At 43.8% G+C, this 22,132-nt stretch carries 21 protein-coding genes; 10 read left to right on the forward strand and 11 right to left on the reverse strand.

The annotated features are described in order from the left end of the window. Positions 1-497: 497 nt before the first annotated feature. Entirely contained in the window at positions 498-1,742 is a 1,245-nt protein-coding gene (locus H6G83_RS00160; protein ID WP_190465410.1) for an RNA-guided endonuclease InsQ/TnpB family protein, read from the reverse strand. Between the two features lie 558 nt (positions 1,743-2,300). On the opposite strand from H6G83_RS00160, the gene H6G83_RS00165 reads away from it, so the two are divergent. Both H6G83_RS00165 and bioD read left to right on the forward strand, forming a co-directional pair. Beyond that, positions 2,301-3,971: a serine/threonine-protein kinase gene (locus tag H6G83_RS00165; RefSeq protein WP_190465413.1), complete on the forward strand. Its 1,671-nt coding sequence runs from the start codon at positions 2,301-2,303 to the stop codon at positions 3,969-3,971. A 113-nt stretch (positions 3,972-4,084) separates the two neighbouring features. After that, entirely contained in the window at positions 4,085-4,762 is a 678-nt protein-coding gene (bioD, locus tag H6G83_RS00170; protein ID WP_190465414.1) for a dethiobiotin synthase, read from the forward strand. A 438-nt stretch (positions 4,763-5,200) separates the two neighbouring features. On the opposite strand, the gene H6G83_RS00175 is transcribed toward bioD, so the two are convergent. Continuing rightward, a complete protein-coding gene (locus H6G83_RS00175) occupies positions 5,201-5,578 on the reverse strand; it encodes a CU044_2847 family protein (protein WP_190465416.1) in 378 nt (125 codons plus the stop codon). Between the two features lie 67 nt (positions 5,579-5,645). Here H6G83_RS00175 and H6G83_RS00180 point away from each other — a divergent pair, with 67 nt between their 5' ends. Then, positions 5,646-9,743: an nSTAND1 domain-containing NTPase gene (locus H6G83_RS00180; protein WP_190465419.1), complete on the forward strand. Its 4,098-nt coding sequence runs from the start codon at positions 5,646-5,648 to the stop codon at positions 9,741-9,743. Here H6G83_RS00180 and H6G83_RS00185 read toward each other — a convergent pair. The 3 genes from H6G83_RS00185 to H6G83_RS00195 form a co-directional block, all read right to left on the reverse strand. Then, positions 9,641-10,231: a hypothetical protein gene (locus H6G83_RS00185; RefSeq protein ID WP_190465421.1), complete on the reverse strand. Its 591-nt coding sequence runs from the start codon at positions 10,229-10,231 to the stop codon at positions 9,641-9,643. The two genes, H6G83_RS00180 and H6G83_RS00185, sit on opposite strands and share 103 nt — an antisense overlap. A gap of 90 nt (positions 10,232-10,321) precedes the next feature. After that, complete coding sequence (locus H6G83_RS00190; RefSeq protein WP_190465422.1) at positions 10,322-10,702, reverse strand: type II toxin-antitoxin system RelE family toxin; 381 nt, start codon at positions 10,700-10,702, stop codon at positions 10,322-10,324. Next, complete coding sequence (locus tag H6G83_RS00195) at positions 10,692-10,919, reverse strand: hypothetical protein (protein ID WP_190465424.1); 228 nt, start codon at positions 10,917-10,919, stop codon at positions 10,692-10,694. The genes H6G83_RS00190 and H6G83_RS00195 overlap by 11 nt, the downstream gene beginning before the upstream one ends. Positions 10,920-11,149: 230 nt before the next feature. Between H6G83_RS00195 and H6G83_RS00200 the strand changes: the two genes are divergently transcribed. The 3 genes from H6G83_RS00200 to psaI all read left to right on the forward strand — a co-directional run bounded on the left by H6G83_RS00200 (position 11,150) and on the right by psaI (position 15,912). Further along, the gene (locus tag H6G83_RS00200) at positions 11,150-12,373 is read left to right on the forward strand and encodes a M20 family metallopeptidase (protein ID WP_190465426.1); all 1,224 of its coding nucleotides are present in this window, start codon (positions 11,150-11,152) and stop codon (positions 12,371-12,373) included. A gap of 626 nt (positions 12,374-12,999) precedes the next feature. After that, entirely contained in the window at positions 13,000-15,522 is a 2,523-nt protein-coding gene (locus H6G83_RS00205) for a hypothetical protein (RefSeq protein ID WP_190465428.1), read from the forward strand. A gap of 249 nt (positions 15,523-15,771) precedes the next feature. Next, positions 15,772-15,912 carry a photosystem I reaction center subunit VIII gene (psaI, locus tag H6G83_RS00210; protein ID WP_190465430.1) on the forward strand — a complete coding sequence of 47 codons (141 nt, stop codon included), beginning with the start codon at positions 15,772-15,774 and terminating at the stop codon, positions 15,910-15,912. A gap of 176 nt (positions 15,913-16,088) precedes the next feature. On the opposite strand, the gene H6G83_RS00215 is transcribed toward psaI, so the two are convergent. The 6 genes from H6G83_RS00215 to H6G83_RS00240 form a co-directional block, all read right to left on the reverse strand. Further along, the gene (locus H6G83_RS00215; protein WP_082727147.1) at positions 16,089-16,214 is read right to left on the reverse strand and encodes a photosystem II reaction center protein J; all 126 of its coding nucleotides are present in this window, start codon (positions 16,212-16,214) and stop codon (positions 16,089-16,091) included. A gap of 67 nt (positions 16,215-16,281) precedes the next feature. Next, complete coding sequence (locus H6G83_RS00220; protein ID WP_010997988.1) at positions 16,282-16,401, reverse strand: photosystem II reaction center protein L; 120 nt, start codon at positions 16,399-16,401, stop codon at positions 16,282-16,284. A gap of 20 nt (positions 16,402-16,421) precedes the next feature. Further along, positions 16,422-16,559: a cytochrome b559 subunit beta gene (gene psbF / locus H6G83_RS00225; protein WP_011318656.1), complete on the reverse strand. Its 138-nt coding sequence runs from the start codon at positions 16,557-16,559 to the stop codon at positions 16,422-16,424. A gap of 9 nt (positions 16,560-16,568) precedes the next feature. Beyond that, positions 16,569-16,817 (reverse strand): cytochrome b559 subunit alpha, encoded by a 249-nt coding sequence (psbE, locus tag H6G83_RS00230; RefSeq protein WP_190465432.1) that lies wholly within the window; start codon positions 16,815-16,817, stop codon positions 16,569-16,571. 105 nt (positions 16,818-16,922) lie between these two features. After that, positions 16,923-17,945 carry a photosynthesis system II assembly factor Ycf48 gene (locus H6G83_RS00235; protein ID WP_190465434.1) on the reverse strand — a complete coding sequence of 341 codons (1,023 nt, stop codon included), beginning with the start codon at positions 17,943-17,945 and terminating at the stop codon, positions 16,923-16,925. A gap of 189 nt (positions 17,946-18,134) precedes the next feature. Next, positions 18,135-18,470: a rubredoxin gene (locus H6G83_RS00240; RefSeq protein WP_190465435.1), complete on the reverse strand. Its 336-nt coding sequence runs from the start codon at positions 18,468-18,470 to the stop codon at positions 18,135-18,137. Positions 18,471-18,665: 195 nt separating this feature from the next. On the opposite strand from H6G83_RS00240, the gene ndhC reads away from it, so the two are divergent. The 4 genes from ndhC (at position 18,666) to H6G83_RS00260 (ending at position 21,990) form a co-directional block, all read left to right on the forward strand. Next, positions 18,666-19,028 (forward strand): photosynthetic/respiratory NAD(P)H-quinone oxidoreductase subunit C, encoded by a 363-nt coding sequence (gene ndhC, locus H6G83_RS00245; protein WP_190465437.1) that lies wholly within the window; start codon positions 18,666-18,668, stop codon positions 19,026-19,028. Further along, entirely contained in the window at positions 19,019-19,756 is a 738-nt protein-coding gene (locus H6G83_RS00250; protein WP_190465439.1) for an NADH dehydrogenase subunit K, read from the forward strand. The genes ndhC and H6G83_RS00250 overlap by 10 nt, the downstream gene beginning before the upstream one ends. Then, complete coding sequence (locus tag H6G83_RS00255) at positions 19,749-20,270, forward strand: NAD(P)H-quinone oxidoreductase subunit J (protein WP_190465441.1); 522 nt, start codon at positions 19,749-19,751, stop codon at positions 20,268-20,270. The genes H6G83_RS00250 and H6G83_RS00255 overlap by 8 nt, the downstream gene beginning before the upstream one ends. Positions 20,271-20,466: 196 nt before the next feature. Continuing rightward, a complete protein-coding gene (locus H6G83_RS00260; RefSeq protein WP_190465444.1) occupies positions 20,467-21,990 on the forward strand; it encodes a DEAD/DEAH box helicase in 1,524 nt (507 codons plus the stop codon). Positions 21,991-22,132: the final 142 nt, after the last annotated feature.

Raw genomic sequence — 22,132 nt, forward strand, 5'->3', positions numbered from 1 at the left:
TCAGCTTTATTATCACCTGCTTAGATTATAGTTGATGAATCGCCGACTCAAAAAGTGAAATGAATACTTTTGTGAGTTAGGAATCCATGAACCATGAATCAAGCAGATATCAGATATCCTTGACCTTTGGGTGGGTAAGGATGCGGTAGACTTGTACCTATCAAAGTTCTTGGTTAGAGGCAGAGAAAGGGTGATGGGCTGTACCCCGCCGTCCAGTCGAGAACGAAGCGGAGTTTAACTGCAAAATTTCTAGCTATATTTCACCAGCTGATTTTGATTGCTGAAGTATGTTTAAAAGATTAATTGCTATTCTCAAAAATAGTTTTTTTGAGTCTAGTTCATGCTGTGACATACAATTTTAGGCGTATCGCATAAAATAGTTTAAATTCTACCACGGCAATTAAAACTATCAACACCGTATTTCTATGAGTTGACAAATTTTTCTTTTGACATCCACTCCCGCTAACCGCAAAGCGGTGTAGCGGGAGATTCCCACATCACTGCGAGATTTTCCTCTTTCGTTGAGATGACTTACTAAAAGAAGTTACCTTCTCCAAGCAGAGGTCAGACTCTCCAGAGGCGTGTTGAATTCCCGACTGCCCATCGGTATTTTTGAATAGTTTTAATCCTTTGTTGAGGATATTGATACTGGCATTTAAGTCACGGCAAGCAGTGTATGAGCAGTTAGGGCAAATGTGTGTCCTAGTACTGAGGGTTTTGTCAACTTGATGTCCACAATTCGAGCAATCAATACTCGTGTACGCAGGTGACACAGCAACAACAACTCGTCCATACACCTTGCCGAAATACTCCAGCCATTGAGTGAAAATACTCCAACTGGCATCAGAGATACTTTTCGCCAGTTTGTGGTTTTTCACCATATTCCGCACCTGCAAATTTTCATACGCCACAAAGTCTGCCGACTTGATTAGCGAGAGTGCTTTCTTGACGCACCAATCTTTACGCTGGCGTTGTAATTTTAGGTGTTTTCTACCTAATCTATTTCGTGCTTTAGCACGATTTTTAGACCCTTTGGCACAACGAGACAATCTGCGTTGTGCCTTTTTTAGTGCTTTCTCGGATTTGCGTAGAAATCTGGGATTCTCAACTTTATTACCATCACTATCTGTGTAGAAATGAGTGAGTCCAAGGTCAAGAGCAAGAGATTTACCTGTGGGTTCTAATTGCTCTTTTCGTTCGTGGTCGATACAGAACTGGACGTATATTCCATCTGAACGACGCACAATTCTGACTCGCTTTATCTGTTTTACTTGATAGTAATTCAAGTCACGAGTTCCCCTTAATTTCATCGTCCCAATTCCAAACCTGTCTGTGAATGTTATGTAGTTGCGGCACTCGGATACTGTCCAACCACTTTGTTTGTATTCAACAGATGCTCTGGTTTGGAGTTTACGAAAACGAGGAAATCCCTTCTTGCCTGTAGAGACGCGATTAATCGCGTCTCTACTTTTTTTGCAGTTATCAAAAAACCTACTAATTGCTGCCCAGGCACGTTCTGCCATTGCTTGTCTTGCCGATGAATTGAGCTTTGACACCCAAGGAAACTCAGGATTGTCTGACAGAACTTTCGTATATTTATTTAAGTCGTAACCAGTTTTTGCATGACCATCCATCCAATAGCGCAAGCAAGAGTTCCTAACAAAAAGAGCAGTTCTCAAAGCTTCATTCACTTTGATTAACTGCTTTTTTGTTGCCTCTGCTTTTGCTTCGTAGACTATCATTTGTTAACCGAATTACTATCAAGTAGACTACCATATTTACTATTAAAAACTCAACTACCCCTGATACTTATCTCGCTACGCTCGATTTTGTTTCAGGGGTGTCTCGTTTTTAATCACCATTCATCTCCCGCTAACCGCTTGCACGGTGTAGCGGGAGTCTTCTGGCTTATACTAGATAAAAATTTTAGTTGAATACCACAAGATCTAGTTTTTAATCATCACATGATTTTTTTATCGATCATTCATCTAGGTTGAAAAGGTTAGTGGAGAGTGGGTTTTGCTCGTAAGTAGTTGACCAAAAAAATGAATTTTTCTAGTGTCGTGGCTACAAAATCTCAGTAGGCTGGGCAATGCTGTTACCCGTCTGCTGTTCCCTGCTGGCAATTTTCAGAGCCAAAAGTTGCCGAGCGTAGCACAATAAGCATAGAACACATTGCTTGTGTTTCTACCTGCGGTGTAGGGTAAAATATCGCCGCAGGTAGTGTCGGTCGCCGCTTTGATTTATCCTGGTGGGTGACTTACTTCCTCCTGAGTTGCTTTTATACTCTACTGATGACCATGCAACCACCAATTTTAATTGGCACTGTCCTGCAAAATCGTTACCGCATTGTGCAAATTCTCGGACAAGGAGGATTTGGTAGAACCTACTTGGCGGAAGACCAGAGACGCTTTAACGAACTGTGTGCGATTAAGGAACTGATTCCTCCTACACCAACAGGGGCGGCGGCTTGGGAAAAGGCACAAGAGCTTTTCCACCGGGAAGCTGCTATTTTATATCAGATAGAAAATCCGCAAATACCGAAATTCCGCGAAAAATTTGAGCAAGACCAGCGCTTATTTTTGGTACAGGACTATGTAGCTGGGAGGACTTATCAGGAACTACTCAGCCAACGGCAAGCTGTCGGTCAAACTTTCACGGAGACAGAAGTATTACAATTGATCCGCTCGTTATTACCTGTGTTGGAACATATCCACGATCGCGGGATTATTCATCGAGATATTTCTCCAGACAATATCATTTTGCGTGATAGTGATTCTCAGCCAGTGTTGATTGATTTTGGTGTGGTTAAGGAACTGGCGACTCGTTTACAATCTCCACAGATGACAACACCAGTCACCACTGTGGGGAAGTTGGGTTACTCCCCCACTGAACAAATGCAAACGGGACGGGCTTATGCTAGTAGCGATTTGTATGCTTTGGCTGTGACAGGTATAGTTTTATTGACAGGGAAGAAACCATCAGAATTATTTGATGAAAACCAACTGAGTTGGACTTGGCAAAGGTGGGTGAGGGTAAATCCTGTCTTTGCCCAGATTATCAATCGGATGTTGAGCCATGCACCAGGCGATCGCTTCCCATCGGCGGCGGAGGTATCCCAAGCATTACAATCTATAGACCGACCTAATGTCCCTGTCCCCACTCTCCCTGATATTTCTCTTGTGCAAACAATTGCTGTTGGTCGTCCTCCCGAACCTGTACAACCACCACCACCTGCACCTAACCAACCAGACCCCGTAATTCCCCCTAGTCGCAGTAGTTCAATTTTAGATAACCCTTTGGCTTTGGGGGCTATTGGTAGTGCTGTGGTCATTCTCGCTGGCGTTGGTTCTTGGGCTTTGGTAAGTTCTATTCGCAGTCAGTCGTCATCACGTCCAGACCAAACAATACCACCGCAAACTTTCCCTTCACCAGTAGTTACTGGTGGTACTACATTCGCCACCCCCACACCAGAACCAGTAATTATCAACAAGCGGCTGAATTTGGGAAACACTAATACAGCTACGGTTCCCGACACCATCCAAGCAAATCAGATTATTCAATATAGTTTCTTTGGGGAAGCAGGAGATAAAGTAACAACCTTTGTTGACCAAGGCGACGGTGTATTATTAACTGTTGTAGGTAGCAATCAACAGCCAATTGATGTTAGCGCCCAGCAAGTGACGAACTATGTAGGCACATTACCTAATACTGGCAGATATACAATTAGGTTGACTCTTAATCCAGGTGTTGCTGCAAGTGACTATAATTTGGCTGTCACTCTAGAAAAACCCATTCAAGAAACACCGACACCAACAGCCACGCCTACACCCACACCGACACCAACCCCAACTCCTACACCTACACCTACACCCACACCTACACCTACAGAAACACCTACACCTACAGAAACGCCTACACCTACAGAAACGCCTACTTCCGTTCCTGAACCAGAAAGTACACCATCGTAAATATCAGCGTAGACTGTGTACTAAAATATCTGTGAGTTTTTAGCTCTAAAAATTTGAAGTAATTTTATTTACTTCATTAACTACGTTCTTATTGAGATTTTTAAACCAAATTGTTGAAATCACTATTGATTACAGGGACTGATACAGAAGCTGGCAAAACTGCTTTAACTACAGTTTTGGCGGCTTACTGTCAAAAATACTACCGTAAAGGTAGTTGGGGAATTATGAAACCAATTCAATCGGGAATTGGCGATCGCGAATGGTATCAAAACCACTTTACACTAGAGCAATCCACAGCAGAGATGACACCTCTGTACTTTAACGCGCCTCTAGCGCCACCTATCGCCGCCGCTAGGGAAAATCGCACAGTGGATTTAGGAATAGTTTGGCAGACTTTAACGCAGTTGCGATCGCGCCTTGATTTGGTATTAGTTGAAGGTGTCGGCGGCTTGGGTTCCCCCATCACGGACGAGTTAACTGTGGCAGATTTAGCCGGGGAATGGCGTTTACCTACGGTGTTAGTTGTACCTGTAAAATTGGGTTCCCTTGGTCATGCGGTAGCAAATGTTGCCTTGGCTAGACAAGCGCGGGTGGATCTCAAAGGTATCGTGTTGAACTGCACACAACCCCGTTCTGATGAGGAAATCGCTGATTTAACACCGAAAGAGTTAATTCAATCTCTGACTAATATTCCGGTGTTGGGTTGTTTACCTTATGTCGATGACTTTTCTGATTTTGAGAAGTTGGCGCAAATTGCCTCTAATTTGGATTTAGAGACAATGAAGAAGTAGCAAAACATTCTGCCTGTCCCAGCTTCAGGGCGGGCAAGATGCCCACCCCACAAGATGTATAGTTGATACTATGTTGCAGTCAAAGATAGTATCTTACTCTGTGCTACTTCCCGTTCCCCTCCAGGGAGGGGCTAGGGGCTCTTAAGGGCAGGTTTTTCATAAAGTAATCAGTGAGGACTATAAGATTCAGGAAATTATCAGACTTTCATCTACCCCTACACCCCTACACCCTTATACCCTTACACCCTAAAATCAGTGTTTTTGGGTCGAAGTGTAAAAAACCTGCCCTTGAAAGGGGGCTAGGGGTGGGTTGCTCCCTTACCTGCGAAAACAAACATCTTTAAACACAACTTGGTATGAGGCTTTGATTTCTCCCCCTTCCCTAGTAGGGAAGGGGGCTGGGGGGTTAGGTCTAGCGTTAACTTTTCCAAATAACAGTTAAGTGCTGGGATTTTGTTTGATGTTAGGAAATTTACATTTCACCTCAATCTCAAAATTACTCTCAGCCGAACCTTCAGTTAGTAGAGGAATACCAGTTTTTCCCCCAATTTTTAAACCAAACTTGAGTGTAACTTCTTCCACCTCAGCAGCACCTAAATTTTTAAAAGCACCAATAGCATACTTAGTATAAGCCCGAATTTGTTGGTGTACTTCCTGCATTTTGATAACGGCTTCTTCCCGAAAACCATAAGATTCTCTTTCGTTGTCAACTTCCGGGGTAATAATTTCTGGGATGTTCGGTGTCTCCTTGGACTCAAACAAGATGGTGTAGAGTTCCCCGTCTTCTTCAAAAACCAAACGTTCTATATTGGACACAAAAACCTCAAATTTTCAGTATATATACGTTATATTATTTTCTATTCAACCAAGCAAACTTGTATAAATGGCTCGTTACGCCCTTGTTGTTGGCATTACAGATTATAAACAACCACTTTCTATCCTCAGTAAACCAGCTACAGATGCGGAGGCGGTAGCGAAGTTACTCAAAGCGCATGGTGATTTTCAGGATATCAAGCTACTAAAAGGAAAAGTTAGTAAGCAAACACTGGGTGAAGCTTTAAGAATACTGCTGCGAGAACAAGCAGAGAAAAATGAAGCCCTAATTTACTTTACAGGACATGGAATTACTGTTGCGGATTTGGAGCTAGAGACACAACAGGCTTATCTAGCAACTTCTGATTTAACCATTGTCACTCAAGGCAAGCAAATTGTAGAACAAACGGGTGGTATTAGCCTGCTCAATTTGAATAACTTAATTAGAGATTCACGACTGAGTAGTTTAGTAGTTTTGTTAGATTGTTGTCATAGCGGTAATTTTTTAGAACGTAATCTCATTGAAAGAACTCTTACTGCCTTTAATTCACAGCCTGACTACTACTTTATTGCTGCTTGTCGAGGCTTTCAACAAGCCTATGCCTTAAAAAGCGAACAACATAGTATTTTTACAACTGCAATGCTGGCTGGATTATCAGCAGATAATACAAATGATAATGGACAGGTAAGTGGCGATCGCCTTTTCGATAAAATTTACACAAAACTCAAAGGTAGTGGACAAGAACCTATCCGCATGGGCTGGGGACGTTCCATTACCATAGTCACCCATCAACAGAAAATTGCGGCGTATCTGTTTGAGGTCAAAGATGAATGTCCCTACCAAGGATTAAAAGCTTTTGAAGCCGAACAAAAAGAGTTTTTCTTTGGACGCAAGCAGGTTGTTAGAGATATTCTGGCAAAACTCAACAAACAACCCTTTGTTCCTGTCATCGGTGCTTCGGGGAGTGGGAAATCTTCTGTAGTCCGGGCGGGTTTGATACCGGAATTATTAGCTGATCAACGCTGGCGAGTGATAGAACCAATCAAGCCGGGATTTGAACCTTTAAATGAATTAAGAACAGCTTTTAAACAATGTTTTAAGCAGGCTAAACAAGAAAGCCAGTTTCAAACATTGAGTCAGGATTATCCTGATAATTTACCTAACATTATCGCTCATCTCCCAGGTGACACAAAATTTTTGCTGGTGGTAGATCAGTTTGAGGAAGTATTTACACTTTGTGCCAGAAACGAAGAACAAGAGAGATTTATTGACCTACTGACTCAGGTGGTAGAAATTCCTGATTCTCGGTTAGCGGTGGTGATTACCATGCGGGCAGATTTTCTCGAACCCTGTTTGCAATATCCCTCCTTAACTACGCTCATTCAAACCCAGGCTGTTTTATTGGGGTCTTTATCTGGCAATGATTTAAAGGAGACAATAGTAGAACCTGCCAAGCTGCAAGGTCATACGGTGGAAGATGATTTACTAATAGAGATTTTGGCAGATGTAGGCAAAGAACCAGGGTTTTTACCTTTGTTAGAGTTTGCCTTAACCAAAATCTGGGAGAAACGCGACCAAGACAAACATTTATTAACCCTGGAACAATATCAGAAGTTAGGCAGACTAACTGGGGCGTTGAATCTCCATGCAGAAAAAGTCTATCACTATCGGGATTATGAGCAGGAGTCGCCAACCCAGGAACGCAGCCAGGAAGAGAAAGATTGGATTAGACTGATTTTTTTGCGGTTGCTGCGGACGGGAGATGGGGAAAAAGACACCAGACAACGCCAAGCAAAAGCCACACTGTTAAATATTGCAGGTAATGACCCCAACCAACAGCAACAATTGAGTGAGTTACTAGATGGGGAAACAGGGCTAGTTAAAGGACGGTTGTTAGTTACTGGCAAAGATGAACAGGGGGAAGCTTGGATTGATTTAGCCCATGAAGCTTTAATTGAAGGTTGGCAAACTTTTAGGAAGTGGCGACAACAAGACCGCGACTTGCGGCGGTTGAGTGACAGGTTAGCAGATAGTCGGCGGGAATGGGGGAATAAAGGCAAGAGTGAACAATATTTAATGCAGGGCGGACTGCTGGCAGAAGTGAGGGATAGCTGGCAAGGATTGCAGCTTTATTTACAGTCGCCCCAAGAAGATGAGGATTTTTATCAACGCAGCGACACCCACGAAAAAGACCGCATTGCTGAACTGGAAATGGCACTGACCGAATCTAGATTGCGAGAGAAAGCGGCCAGGGTAGAGAATTTAGTCTCAGTGCAACCCTTAGATAGTCTAGTGTTGGCGATTCAAGCTATGGGTGAGAATCAAGAGAAATTACCTCACAAAATTCTTGCGCCAGTTCAGCACAGTTTGAGTTTAGTAACTAATAAAGCAAGAGTTTCCTTACCCTTTTCTGGTCATGAGGATGAGGTTATGTCTGTCGCCATCAGCCAGGATGGGCAGACGATTATCAGTGGGGGTAGTGACGGCACGGTGCGGTTGTGGAATCACCAAGGTCAGCCCTTAGCTGAACCCATCCTTGGTCATAAGCGTGCGGTCTACTCTGTCGCCATTAGCGCTGATGGGCAGACGATTGTCAGTGGGGGTCGTGACGGTACGGTGCGGTTGTGGAATCGCCAAGGTCAGCCCTTAGCTGCACCCCTCCTTGGTCATGAGGTTTGGGTCTGGTCTGTCGCCATTAGCGCTGATGGGCAGACGATTGTCAGTGGGGGTGCTGACGGCAGGGTGCGGTTGTGGAATCACCAAGGTCAGCCCTTAGCTGAACCCATCCTTGGTCATGAGGATGAGGTTATGTCTGTCGCCATCAGCCAAGATGAGCAAACGATTGTCAGTGGGAGTAGTGATGGCACGGTGCGATTGTGGAATCACCAAGGTCAACTTTTAGCTGAACCCATCCTTGGTCATGAGGAGACGATCTACTCTGTCGCCATTAGCGCTGATGGGCAGACGATTGTCAGTGGGAGTGGTGACGGTACGGTGCGGTTGTGGAATCACCGAGGTCAGCTTTTATTTGAACCCATCCTTGGTCATGAGGATGCGGTCTACTCTGTCGCTATTAGCGCTGATGGGCAGACGATTGTCAGTGGGAGTGGTGACGGTAAGGTGCGGTTGTGGAATCACCGAGGTCAGCTTTTATTTGAACCCATCCCTAGTCATAAGGGTGGGGTTATGTCTGTCGCCATCAGCCAGGATGGGCAGACGATTGCCAGTGGGGGTTATGACCGCACGGTGCGGTTGTGGAATCTGCAAGGTCAGCCCTTAGCTGCGCCCATCCTTGGTCATGAGGATGAGGTTATGTCTGTCGCCATTAGCGCTGATGGGCAGACGATTGTCAGTGGAGGTCGTGACCGCACGGTGCGGTTGTGGAATCTGCAAGGTCAGCCCTTAGCTGCACCCATCCTTGGTCATGAGCGTGAGGTCTACTCTGTCGCCATTAGCGCTGATGGGCAGACGATTGTCAGTGGGAGTGGTGACGGTACGGTGCGGTTGTGGAATCACCAAGGTCAGCCTTTAGCTGAACCTATCCTTGGTCATGAGCATGAGGTTCTGTCTGTCGCCATTAGTGCTGATGGGCAGACGATTGTCAGTGGGGGTAGTGACGGCACGGTGGGGTTGTGGAATCTGCAAGGTCAACCATTAGCTGAACCCATCCTTGGTCATGAGGATGAGGTCTTGTCTATCGCCATTAGCGCTGATGGGCAGACGATTGTCAGTGGAGATTTTGACGGCACGGTGGGGTTGTGGAGTCTGCAAGGTCAGCCCTTAGCTGCACCCATCCGTGGTAACAAGGGCGTGGTCAGGTCTGTTGCCATTAGCGCTGATGGGCAGACAATTGTCAGTGGGGGTGATGACGGCACGGTGGGGTTGTGGAATCTGCAAGGTCAACCATTAGCTGAACCCATCCTTGGTCATGAGGGTGCGGTCTGGTCTGTCGCCATTAGTCCTAATGGGCAGACGATTGTCAGTGGGGGTCGTGACGGGACGGTGCGGTTGTGGCGTGGTGGTTGGCGTGGGTGGTTGCAGGTCTGTTGCGACAGGTTGCGTTATCATCCCATCTTCACAAATCTACCCAATGAGGAGGCAAAAGCGGCTTGTGAGGTCTGTAATAAATATGTTTGGAGTAAACAAGCAGATAAAAGCAGCAAGTAATACCAATTCTCCATGAAGTTGCGCCGAATAAACAATGTAGAGACGTTGCATGCAACGTCTCTACAGCGCAGAATCAAGAGCATATTTATCAAGAAACGGTATAAGGAGAAATTAACGGGAAAAATGGACTTCTGATCTGCAAAACTGAGCCTTGGAGGCTCAACTGTCAGCCTTGGAGGCTTAACTGTCAGCCTTGGAGGCTCAACTGTCAGCCTCAGAGGCTCAACTTTCAGCCTTTGAGGCTCAACTTTCAGCCTTTGAGGCTCAACTTTCAGCCTTTGAGGCTCAACTTTCAGCCTCAGAGGCTCAACTTTCAGCCTTTGAGGCTCAACTTTCAGCCTTTGAGGCTCAACTTTCAGCCTTTGAGGCTCAACTTTCAGCCTCAGAGGCTCAACATCCAAGATGTGATTGGCAATCATGGTGTGAGAAAAGCGATCGCCCAGTGTAGCGTTAGTATGAGTTATCTGCTTGTTGAATTTCTTCCTCATATTTGGCGATCTGACTTTTCACGTCATGTGGAAAAGCTAACGACAGACCTAACCCCCCAGCCCCCTTCCCTACTAGGGAAGGGGGAGAAATCAAAGCCTCTCTCCTTGTAGGAGAGAGGTTTGGAGAGAGGTCTTCCAGATCCCGTGAAAAGTCAGATCATTACTAACATCAGAAATATCTGATTTAGAATAAATTGTAGTGAGGATGATTCCTTGTTCAGTTTTCAAATAATAAATTACTCGATAGCCACCACTTTTCCCTTTTTTAATATCGCTATTTTTGAGACGAACTTTGAAAACTTGATATTTAACTCCAGCAATTCTATCTCCCGGAAGTTCCCCTACTTGAAGTTGCTCAATTAATGGTTGTAGATCACTACGAATTGAACGGTAACGTTTAGCAAGTTCTCGTAAATCTTTTTTAAACCGAGGAGTAAGCGCGATTTGAATTGATGGTGGTTCACTCTGCATCAATACTTTCCCACATTTCAGAGAGGGGTATAGTTTGTCCACTTAATGCCTCTCGTATGCCTTGATGAATGCCTTCAATTACTATTTCAGTGGGTGTTTCATCAGCCGATGACTCTCTCTCTAAATTTATGCGAAAGCTATGAATTAGCTCATAAATTTCTGCTAATTTATCTTCGGGAATATCTTGCAATTCTTGGATAATTTTCTGGATCAGCATAAGTCAAATTTTCGGTATTGTGTGGTTAATCTAGTTTACGCTTCATTCTTGAGTAGGACTTACGCAACGGACAGGAGACATTCCTCCTGCCTCCTGCCTCCTGCCTGTTCCGGTCATTGTTTGGAGATAGAGGCGATCGCCTATGTTATCATCCTAGCTTCTTATCTTTTCTTTCACCCTGAGATGGCGATAAACTGGGGAAATAACCCATGTTATCTACCTAAGCCGTAATGGTTTCCACCTTCCCTAATCCTGCTTCTGCTGATTTATCCCGTGTGCGATTAGCTATTCGCTCCATACAACCCCAGTTGGTAGAATGGCGGCGGCGACTCCATCAAAAACCAGAGTTGGGTTTTCAAGAAAAACTCACGGCTGAGTTTGTCTCACAAAAGTTGCAAGAATGGGGAATTGAGCATCAAACAGGTATTGCTCAAACTGGAATAGTGGCTACCATCACAGGCGAAAAATCCCCCAGTCCCCGCGTTTTGGCAATTCGGGCTGATATGGATGCTTTGCCAATTCAAGAACTGAATGAAGTCTCTTATTGTTCACAGCATGATGGGGTGATGCACGCTTGCGGTCATGATGGACATACAGCGATCGCCCTCGGCACGGCTTATTATTTACAACAGCATCGTCAAGATTTCGCCGGGACTGTAAAAATCATCTTCCAGCCTGCGGAGGAAGGCCCAGGGGGCGCAAAACCTATGATTGAGGCTGGGGTACTGAAAAACCCTGATGTTGATGCCATCATCGGTTTACACCTGTGGAATAATTTGCCCTTGGGGACTGTAGGTGTCCGCAGTGGGGCGTTAATGGCGGCTGTGGAATTATTTGACTGCAAAATATTGGGTAAGGGTGGACATGGGGCTATCCCCCATCAAACTGTCGATTCTGTGGTGGTTGCTGCTCAAATTGTCACCGCTTTACAAACTATCGTCGCTCGTAATGTTAACCCCATTGATTCAGCAGTGGTGACAGTGGGCGCACTTCATGCTGGGACTACCCACAATGTCATTGCTGATACAGCAACTATGAAGGGAACTATCAGGTATTTTAACCCTGCATATCAAGGCTTTTTTTCACAACGAATAGAACAAATTATTGCAGGTATCTGCCAGAGTTATGGTGCTAAGTATGACTTTAAATATACAGAACTGTATCCGCCAGTGATTAACGATGCGACTATCGCTGAGTTGGTGCGATCGCAAGCTGAGGAAGTCATCGAAACTCCCATTGGTATCGTCCCCGAATGTCAAACAATGGGCGGCGAAGATATGTCTTTCTTCTTACAAGAAGTTCCAGGCTGCTATTTCTTCCTTGGTTCCGCTAACCCAGAAAAAGATTTAGCCTATCCCCATCATCACCCCCGGTTTGATTTTGATGAAACCGCTTTACCTATGGGTGTGGAAATATTTGTGCGCTGTGTGGAGAAGTTTTTTGATAGGGGATAGGGGACACTTCCCTACATCCTGAAACCAACGTGAGTTCGATGAACCTCACCCTCCCAACCTCCCTCTCCTACGAGGAGAGGGAGGAGAAACCAAAACCTCACCCTCCCAACCTCCCTCTCCTACGAGGAGAGGGAGGAGAAACCAAAACCTCACCCTCCCAACCTCCCTCTCCTACGAGGAGAGGGAGGAGAAACGAAAAAATCCCCCTCTTACTCCCCTCTCCTCGTAGGAGAGGGGTTGGGGGTGAGGTCAAAACAACGCTTGTCGAACTCACGTTAAAACCAAGCTTTTTGCAACAGCAATAAAAAACTTACACCTGACAGGATAGGGGACACTACGACAAGCTCAGTGCATGGCTGGGGGAATATCTTAAGATTTCTCAATTTTGTGTTTTAAATTATTGTTAAAAGATATGCTTACTAGACAGCTATTTATCAGCAAATCTGTTAAGATTTCCCCATAATCTGTTACCTGCTATAAAAATTATTATTTACATTGAGTTCTTCATATTGTCTGAATTAAAACATTATATTACAGTGATGCAATTACAAATTGCTGAGGTAAACTTGCTAGAAAAATAACGCAAAAAACTACTCAGCTGCTCTTGAGTCTGGGCATCACTTAAAATGGAACACTGGCAATTTCTGATTCAGAAGCAGGGCGATCGCTCTTGGCACGCCTTGGAATCGCCAAACACGGAAATCCTAGAGGGTCGATATCGGGTTTTGGCTCGTTCTAATCTTCCTAATCAAGATGTGGAAGTGCGCGTAACTTACTTCTCCACCCAAGAAGTCCCGCCAAAGCGACGGATTCAAAAGCGATCGCGCCGCACTAGTCCCGAAGGCTTGATGGCGGTAATTCCTTTCACCTACCTCAAAGCAGGTGTTTGGGAATTACGCTGTTCTGGGGATTTGATATCAGATATCCTGGGTAAATCCTGGCAATATGGTGTTCATCTGCAAGTGAAACCCCAGTTAGCAGAGGTGGTAGAGCCAGTTTTAGAACCAGAAAATAATTTAGAAACAATCTCAGACCCCATATCTGAGGAAAAACCGCCATCAAATCCGGAAGTAGAACTGGTAATTACTCAAGAGAGTTACTTCCTAGACCAAGATGACATAGCAATTGATCAGCCTGTAAATCCAGTATGGGTAAAAGGGGAAACAGCAGAGCAAATTTTACAAAATCTGATTGATTTAGCTTTGCCTGCGGAATCGCTGTTAGAAGAACCCCAAGTTGAGGATACACCAAAAGAGGAGCGATCGCTTCCCTTATTGCTGACTTTGGATCAGGAAACATATATTACTCGTTGGGGACATTTATTAACTATTCACGGGATTGTAGAGTTACAAAAAAATTTACAGCCAGCAGATGAAGCCTGTGATCTCAAAAATCTCTCCGGTTTGGAACTGCGAATAGAATTGCGATCGCCTCAAAGTTCAGAAGTATTGACTCAAATACGCCAATCTTTAGGCGACAAGTCCCTACCTTTGACAATTCGTTCTACATTTGATATTCCTGCTGACTGCGAATCTAAGCTAATTTTGGCAGATATTAATTTATATGGGGCAGTTGCTCATCAGGGAGAAGCGGCGCTATTAGCTAGTCATTCCTTCACAATTACAGCAGATGTCGCTGATTTGTTGGCGGTTAAAAATGCGGTTCAAGCTAGCTTAGTAGATGAACAAAATCACACCACATCCACTGCTGAACCCAGCGCTACCATTGATTTGGAACTGTTCAATTTAGTTAAAACGCCGCCAATTTCATCACCGCCGACTTATCCATCTGTAAGCACGCCTTTACCAGAAGTAATTGATCCAGAATCGCTGAATAAACAAACTGATTTACGTCTACCGCAATTACCCAAATTACCTGAAACGCCCATTGAAGCAACTGTTACAAATGATTTAATAACAGAACCAAGCTTAGACATTCCTCCCTTAGAACCAGAGGAGACAACCATTCCTCAAACCCCCGCGCCTATCGATTTAGGTAAGTTAGTAATTAAACCGAGACTGCGTTTTTCTGGCAGTACCTTACCTTACTTAAAACGTTTGCCAGCCACGCCTAGTTTTAACGAAGTAACAACAAGCGAAGTTACAGAGGAATTACCACAGGTTGAGGTCGCAATTCCTGAGCCTGAACCTCATCTAGAAGAAGTGCTTAATGATACGCCAATTCCAGATGAAACTGTCACACAATTAGAGGCTGAACCAACACCGGAGACAATTGCCGCCTTAGAAACGGAGGAAATCGTTGATACCTCAACCACAGAATTACCAACAACGCCAACCCAATTAAATGAGAATGTCACACAAATAATATCTATTACCCCACCGCGTCCTTATTCATCGCCGCTAATTCGCAAGTGGATGGAAAGTCAAGGATACACCCTACCGGAGATTTTCCCGGATAGCGATGAGGTTCCCCAGACCCAGGTAACATCCGAAGAATCGCCTCCCGTCCCACCAATTGCCGAAACTCCAGACATTGAGGATACTTTACCACCAGTCCCAGATGTAGCAATAGAACCAATAGAAATAGAATTAGTACCGCCAGAAGCAATAGAGTATCAGCCATCTGTGGAAATTGAGGAAAAAGCACCAGAACCACCGCCGCTAGAACCTGAATTACCACCAGCAGAACCCATCCCAACACCATTAACCCGGATAGCAGAAGAAATTGTCCTAGATGATAGTGATGATGAGGCGGAATTAGAGGTAAATAACCACCAGTTACCACAAGCACAACAGGCGATCGATTCTCCGGCAAAAATCCTCGAACCCTTACCGATACCGCAACTGTATGTACCTGATGGCGAACTGGTTGCGGGTAAGCTGACTAGGGTAAGAGTAGAGTTACCCAAAGTGTCGCCGCAAGTTGTAGTCAAATTATGGATGGAAGATTGCCAAACTCGCTGGCTACTAGATGGCCCCCATATACTCACAGAGTTACTACCGAACTCTTCAGGTAATCTAGAAGTGATGACTCAAATCAGCATCCCCTTCGGCTGCTTGGAGATTCGCATGGAAGCGATCGCACTCAACACCGTGACAAAACAAGAAAGCCACAAAGTCACAATCATCAAAACCGTCATCCCCCCTGATTTACCTAACGTCAGCCTCAATGACATACTTGGGATGTGATTGGGGATTGGGGACTGGGGACTGGGGAGATGAGGGAGTAGGGGGAGATGGGGGAGATGAGGGAGTAGGGGGAGAATAATAACTGTCACCTATCACCTATCACCTATCACCTGTCACCTGTCACCTGTCACCTGTCACCTGTCACCTATCACCTGTCAACTGTTAAAAATCTTGAGAATTTAAAAAAAATGCTTGAATTTGCAGTAAGCTCGTCTTGAATTGTAGTGTGATTTAAGAGGAAAATTTACTATGGTCTCAACACTTTTTCCTTCTCTGTTGGCTTATAGCACCTTCTTACCATCTCTTTTAGTCCCTTTAACTGGACTGGTTTTTCCTGCTGTCGCCTTCGCATTTATGTTTTTATACATTGAGCGCGAAGACCTTGTATAGTCCAACCCAAGGTAACGGGTAATATGTAATTTAATGCTAAATTTTTTACTTATTACCTATTATCAAATCCTCAGACAAGCGATTTGAAAGTTACAAATTAGAATACCGCCCATCTTTTAAAGATAGGCGGTTTTTTAATGCTGTTTTCTAAACAAGGGCTAGAAAATCCAGACTAATTATAATGAAGAACCGAGTCCAGCGTAGGCTCCGTAAAAGAAAATGCCTACAACTGTAATTACACCTAAACCTGCGATCGTAGCGACGACCCACAAAGGTATTCTCCCACCGCTTCCAGCAGACACAGCTTTTCCTCCCTTAACAACGAATCAACACAGGTTGAATAAACAAAAATTCAAAACAGAGTTCCAGTTAGTTAAAGAAGTAACTGGAGAATAGAATACCTAGAACAAAAACTAGTAATAGTCCTAGATAAAGTGAAGTCCGGTTAAGTTCTACCGGCTGATTATTAGGATTGGGCGTTCTTTCCATGATTTACTCCTAGTGTATAACTAGCGTTGAATAAACTGCATTGAGGCGATCGCGCCCAAGAAGAATACAGTAGGTACAGCTAGAGTATGAACTGCCAGCCATCTGACTGTAAAAATAGGATAGGTTACTGGTTGATTGATGTTATTGCCGCTAGTCATGATTTCAAACTACTTTCCAATCAGTTCTTCAACTTTCTGTTTAGCTTCAAAGCGATTGTCCACAATGGGCAGTTCTTGCCTTGTTTGTGTGAAATACTCATTAGGACGTGGAGTACCAAACACATCATAAGCCAACCCAGTGCTGACGAATAACCAACCAGCAATAAATAGTGCTGGAATGGTGATGCTGTGAATTACCCAGTAACGGATACTGGTGATGATATCGGAAAACGGACGTTCTCCTGTAGTCCCTGACATTGAGATCCCCTACCTTCAGAATGATTGTTATTGAGTTTATTATCCTACAAAGTTAAGAAAGAGTTACAAGTTGCAACTTTCTTCTCATAAAAGTAGAACAAATACCTACGCAGTTGGCTCGGTTTTAGCAGCCTTAGCCACATCTGGTTGGTATTTTAAGAGAACACCGCGATCGCCAATCACAAAACCTTGATCCGGCTTGAGAAAAACAATCTTGTAGAAATTCGCTGCTACTTGCTCTACATCTCGGTCTTTTTCCCAGGTTTTGCCGCCATCGGTACTCACCAACAAATTACCACTACCGCCACTCACCCATAACTCATTGGGTGTGCGGTAAGCCATATCTAGCAAACCCCAACTAGTGGAAAATTCAGGATTTGTCGCTTCTAGCCACTCTTCAGGCTTTGCTGGGTCGCTAAACTGAACCTGACCACCCCTAGCCAGTAACCACAACTGTCCATCCTGAGAAAAGCCCATATTTTCCACACGGCGGGAACTATTGCGATTGTGAGGAACCCAAGCATTTTGTCCAGGTTCCCAAGTAGAGTAGAAACTACCCTTAGCGGAAACAGCCACATACTTACCATCAGCAGAACGTTCCAAATTCCGCACCACCCCGACAGCCGCCTCTACCTGCGCTTTCCAGTTTTTGCCGCCATCAGTAGTTTTATAAATAGCGCCTACATCAGTTGCAATTTCCGCCGAGTTTTCTCCCAAAGCTTGCACAGCAATGGGATTACCTGGAAGCTTTTCACTGAGGGCAATACGTGACCAAGAACGACCCTCATCAGTGGTATGCAGTAGTAGAGAAGGTTCACCAGCAATCCAGCCTTCCTGAAGAGCGAAACTTACCGATTCAAAACGGTATCTATCATCATCCAAAGCCAATTCTAGAGGTTTCCAAGTATTTCCGCCATCATTAGTTTCCAAGAGAGTAGAATTACTACCCACCAAAAAACCATGCTGAGGATTTTCCGTAAACCCAATATCAAATAATTTGGCTTCTGTTGGCACAGAAACGACTGCCCAAGGATTGTAGCTGGTAGAGGGAACCTTACTACAGCCAAAACACAAGAACACTACCATCAACAAAGCAAATATTTTTTGCCAACTTTTCACAATAACCACCGACTTTTAGTTGTTTCTAAATTTGTGTAAGGTTTCTCTAGAAGGTTTACCTTAAGCAGAATAGGGAAGTGAGGAGTAGGGGGAGATGGGGGAGTGGGGGGAGATTGGGGAGTGGAGGGAGATGAGGGAGTGGGGGGAGAAGTGATTAACTTTCCCCTTTCCCCTTTCCCCTTTCCCCTTTCCCCAGCCCTACTGCAAGCCATAAAGACTAATAAAGAACAAGAACGCCAAAGCCAAAGCGCCGAAAATGAGAATATTCTTTTGCCCTGGAGTCAGCTTGTTGACACCTAGACCATAACCGAGATTTTCCTTGAAACCGGAAGCTGTACCCGCCGGGCCGATATTGGTAAAAGCCACCTTTTTCGCCGTACAAACTGGACAGCGCCAATTGACTGGCAGTTCAGCAAAGGGTGTCCCCGCAGCAATGTCATGCTTATCGTCACCCTTCTCTGGTTCGTAAACATAACCGCAGGCGCGACACTCAAAGCGGTCTAACACTGTATTCTCAACAGCTTGTTCGCTCATGGTTAAAGTCTCGCAGAAAAGAATTATTAAATATACGTTAAAAATTATGACATAACTGTTAGACTTTTCTATCACTTATAAAAATGATTCAAATACCCGAAATGCGTCTGTTGCCCAGAGTTCAGAAAACCTAAGAAGATATAATGTAAAAGAAAGTAACAGCCTAATTTACACTATAAGCGGTAGATATTCATTGTGTTTGTCCTTAGCGGTTACGAGTACCTACTAGGCTTCCTCATTATCTGTAGCCTAGTTCCTGCCTTAGCGCTTTCTGCGTCCAAGCTCCTACGACCAAAGGGTAACAGCCTGGAACGCCGCACCACCTACGAATCAGGTATGGAACCCATTGGGGGAGCCTGGATTCAGTTCAATATCCGTTACTATATGTTTGCCTTGGTCTTTGTCGTCTTTGACGTGGAGACTGTGTTCTTATATCCTTGGGCAGTTGCTTTTCACCGTCTGGGGCTATTGGCATTCATTGAAGCGCTGATTTTTATTGCAATTCTTGTAGTCGCCCTAGTTTACGCCTGGCGTAAAGGAGCTTTGGAATGGTCTTGAATTCTGATTTAACTACTCAGGACAAAGAGAGAATCATCAACCCAGTTGAACGTCCTACAGTCACTCAAGACCTATCGGAAAACGTCATTTTAACCACGGTTGATGACCTCTACAACTGGGCTAGGCTTTCGAGTCTGTGGCCTTTGTTATTTGGTACAGCTTGCTGCTTTATTGAATTTGCAGCACTAATTGGTTCTCGTTTCGACTTCGATCGCTTCGGACTCATCCCGCGTTCTAGTCCCCGTCAAGCCGATTTGATTATCACAGCCGGCACTATTACCATGAAGATGGCTCCTCAGTTGGTGCGTCTTTATGAACAAATGCCCGAACCTAAGTATGTAATTGCGATGGGTGCTTGTACAATTACAGGCGGGATGTTCAGTGTTGATTCACCTACAGCCGTGCGTGGTGTTGACAAGTTAATTCCTGTTGATGTATATTTACCAGGCTGTCCTCCCCGTCCCGAAGCAATCATTGACGCAATTATTAAATTGCGGAAGAAGATTGCTAACGATTCGATGCAGGAACGCAGCCAAATCAAACAAACCCACCGTTTCTACAGCACGACTCATAACTTGAAGCCAGTAGCAGAAATATTAACTGGCAAGTATATGCAGTCTGAAACTCGCTTCAACCCACCAAAAGAATTGGCAGAAGCGATCGGTCTGCCTGTTCCCCCTGCACTGCTGACATCACAAACTCAGAAGGAGGAACAGAACCGTGGCTGATGAAGTAAAACCAGTCCCCGCAGAACAGGCTATAGTACCATCTGGGCCTATTTCCCAGTGGCTATCAGAAAATGGTTTCGCTCATGATTCTTTAGAAGCCGACAAAAACGGCATAGAGATAATTAAAGTCGAGCCAGATTTCTTGCTTCCCATCGCTACAGCTTTGTATGCTTACGGGTTTAATTATCTCCAGTTTCAAGGCGGTATCGACCTCGGCCCCGGACAGGATTTGGTGAGCGTGTATCACTTAGTTAAAGTCGGTGATAATGCTGATAAGCCCGAAGAAGTGCGGGTGAAGGTGTTCTTACCAAGGGAGAATCCTGTAGTCCCTTCAGTCTACTGGATTTGGAAAACCGCAGACTGGCAAGAACGTGAATCATACGATATGTTCGGCATCATCTACGAAGGACACCCCAACTTGAAGCGTATTTTAATGCCAGAGGATTGGGTAGGTTGGCCTTTGCGGAAGGATTACATCTCACCTGATTTCTACGAGTTGCAGGACGCTTATTAGGCTGAGTGCTGAATTGTCTCATCTTTAACCCCTTTCCGGCGGCGGAGAGGGGTATTGTTTTTTAATACAGATAAAAGTTTAAGTATAAAAGTATTCAGATGGTTTATCTCGTCAAAGGTATTAACGAAGTATAAGATAAGACTTTGTATAAGTTATAATTTTTTTAAGCAAAAAATTATACTACTGCCAATATTTTATGTCTCATCTTCGCACCATTCCAGAAGGCACTCCCTTAAATAGCCCAATCCATGTTATTCATCACCTTGAATCTAGGCTTGTTTCCTTGGATGAGCAACAGCAGCAAGTTGCGTTCCAGTATCCCGATGCTCCACAACGTATTAGAGGATTAGCTGGAACCGGAAAGACTGTGACATTTGCTAAACGGGCGGCGATGATTCACAAAGATCATCCAGACTGGAAAATTGCTTTTATTTTCTTTACTCGTTCTCTCTATGATCAAATTATCTATGAGAGAATTTCCACATATTATCAGGAATTATCCGGTGGACAAGAACCTAATTGGAATAATCTAAATGTACTTCACGCTTGGGGAGCAAAAGATAGAGACGGTTTTTATCGTAATCTTGCTCACAAATGTTCTCTAAAACCCCTATCAGTTAGAGATGTAGAAAATATATTTGGTTATAAAGTCTCACCAGCAGTTGCTTTTGAATATATTTGTGATCAGTTAGAAGCACAGATTACTGATTATCCTAAGCTTTATGACATAATTTTAATTGATGAAGGGCAAGATTTACCTCCTTCTTTTTATCGTTTAGCCAGAAATATACTTAATGAACCAAAACGACTTTATTGGGCTTATGATGAAGCACAGGGAATCGGTTCATTAATAGTACCTGAACCAAGCGTAATTTTTGGTAGAAATAATGATGGCTCTTTAATTGTTGATATACGGGGTCAATCTAAAAATTTTAATAAATGCTACCGAACTCCCAAGCAATTATTAATGATAGCTCATGCTGTTAATATGGGGCTTTTAAGAGATGAAGGTGTTCTACAAGGTGTGACCCAAAAAGCTCAATGGGAAAATTTAGGTTATACAGTATTGGATGGAGATTTTAGCGACTCAAGCGTTAAACAAAAGAAACTAGTTAAAGTTGAAAGACAGCCTGAAAAAAATATTCATCCAATAGACAATAGTGATTTTCCTTATCAAGATGCCATTGGAGATATTTTCGAGTTACAAGCTTTTGACAACGAGGAAGAAGAACAAGAATGGATAGCTCAAAAGGTAGCGAATGATTTACAGCATGGATTGCAACCATCAGATATTATAATTACTGCTTTGTGCGGTAATGATGAAAAAAAATATTTTCAAAAATTGAAACAAGCTTTGATTAATTATGATGTTCATGCTTACATTGCAGGAGTAGACGACAGTAGGGACATTTTTCAAAAGGATGGTTGCGTAACAATATCTAATATTTACAGAGCAAAGGGAAATGAGGCTTATAAAGTTTACGTTTGTAGGGTTCATTATGCAATACAACCTTTAAGTTATAAAGAAGAAACTGAATTGCATAAACGAAATGAAGCATTTGTAGCCATAACCCGTGCAAGAATATGGTGCGTAGTTACAGGCTTAGAATCTCCTATTTTTGAAGAAATGCGCCAATATAAAGAACAATTTCCTTATTTGATTTTTCCGGCTTTCAATAAAAATTCTCTAAAGCGAGTAACGGATGTATTAGATGAATAAGTCGTAAAGTTTTGTTATCAGGCATTATGAAATCGCTTCACGATTTCTTGGCATTTTTACTCGCCGTTCCATGTTCTAAAGTGGAATGATGGAGTTATGAAGGTGAGTGATCGAATTTTTTACTTGCAGTTTCGCGTTCACA

The organism is Anabaena azotica FACHB-119 (assembly GCF_014697625.1).
Classification (GTDB): Bacteria; Cyanobacteriota; Cyanobacteriia; order Cyanobacteriales; family Nostocaceae; genus Trichormus; species Trichormus azoticus_A.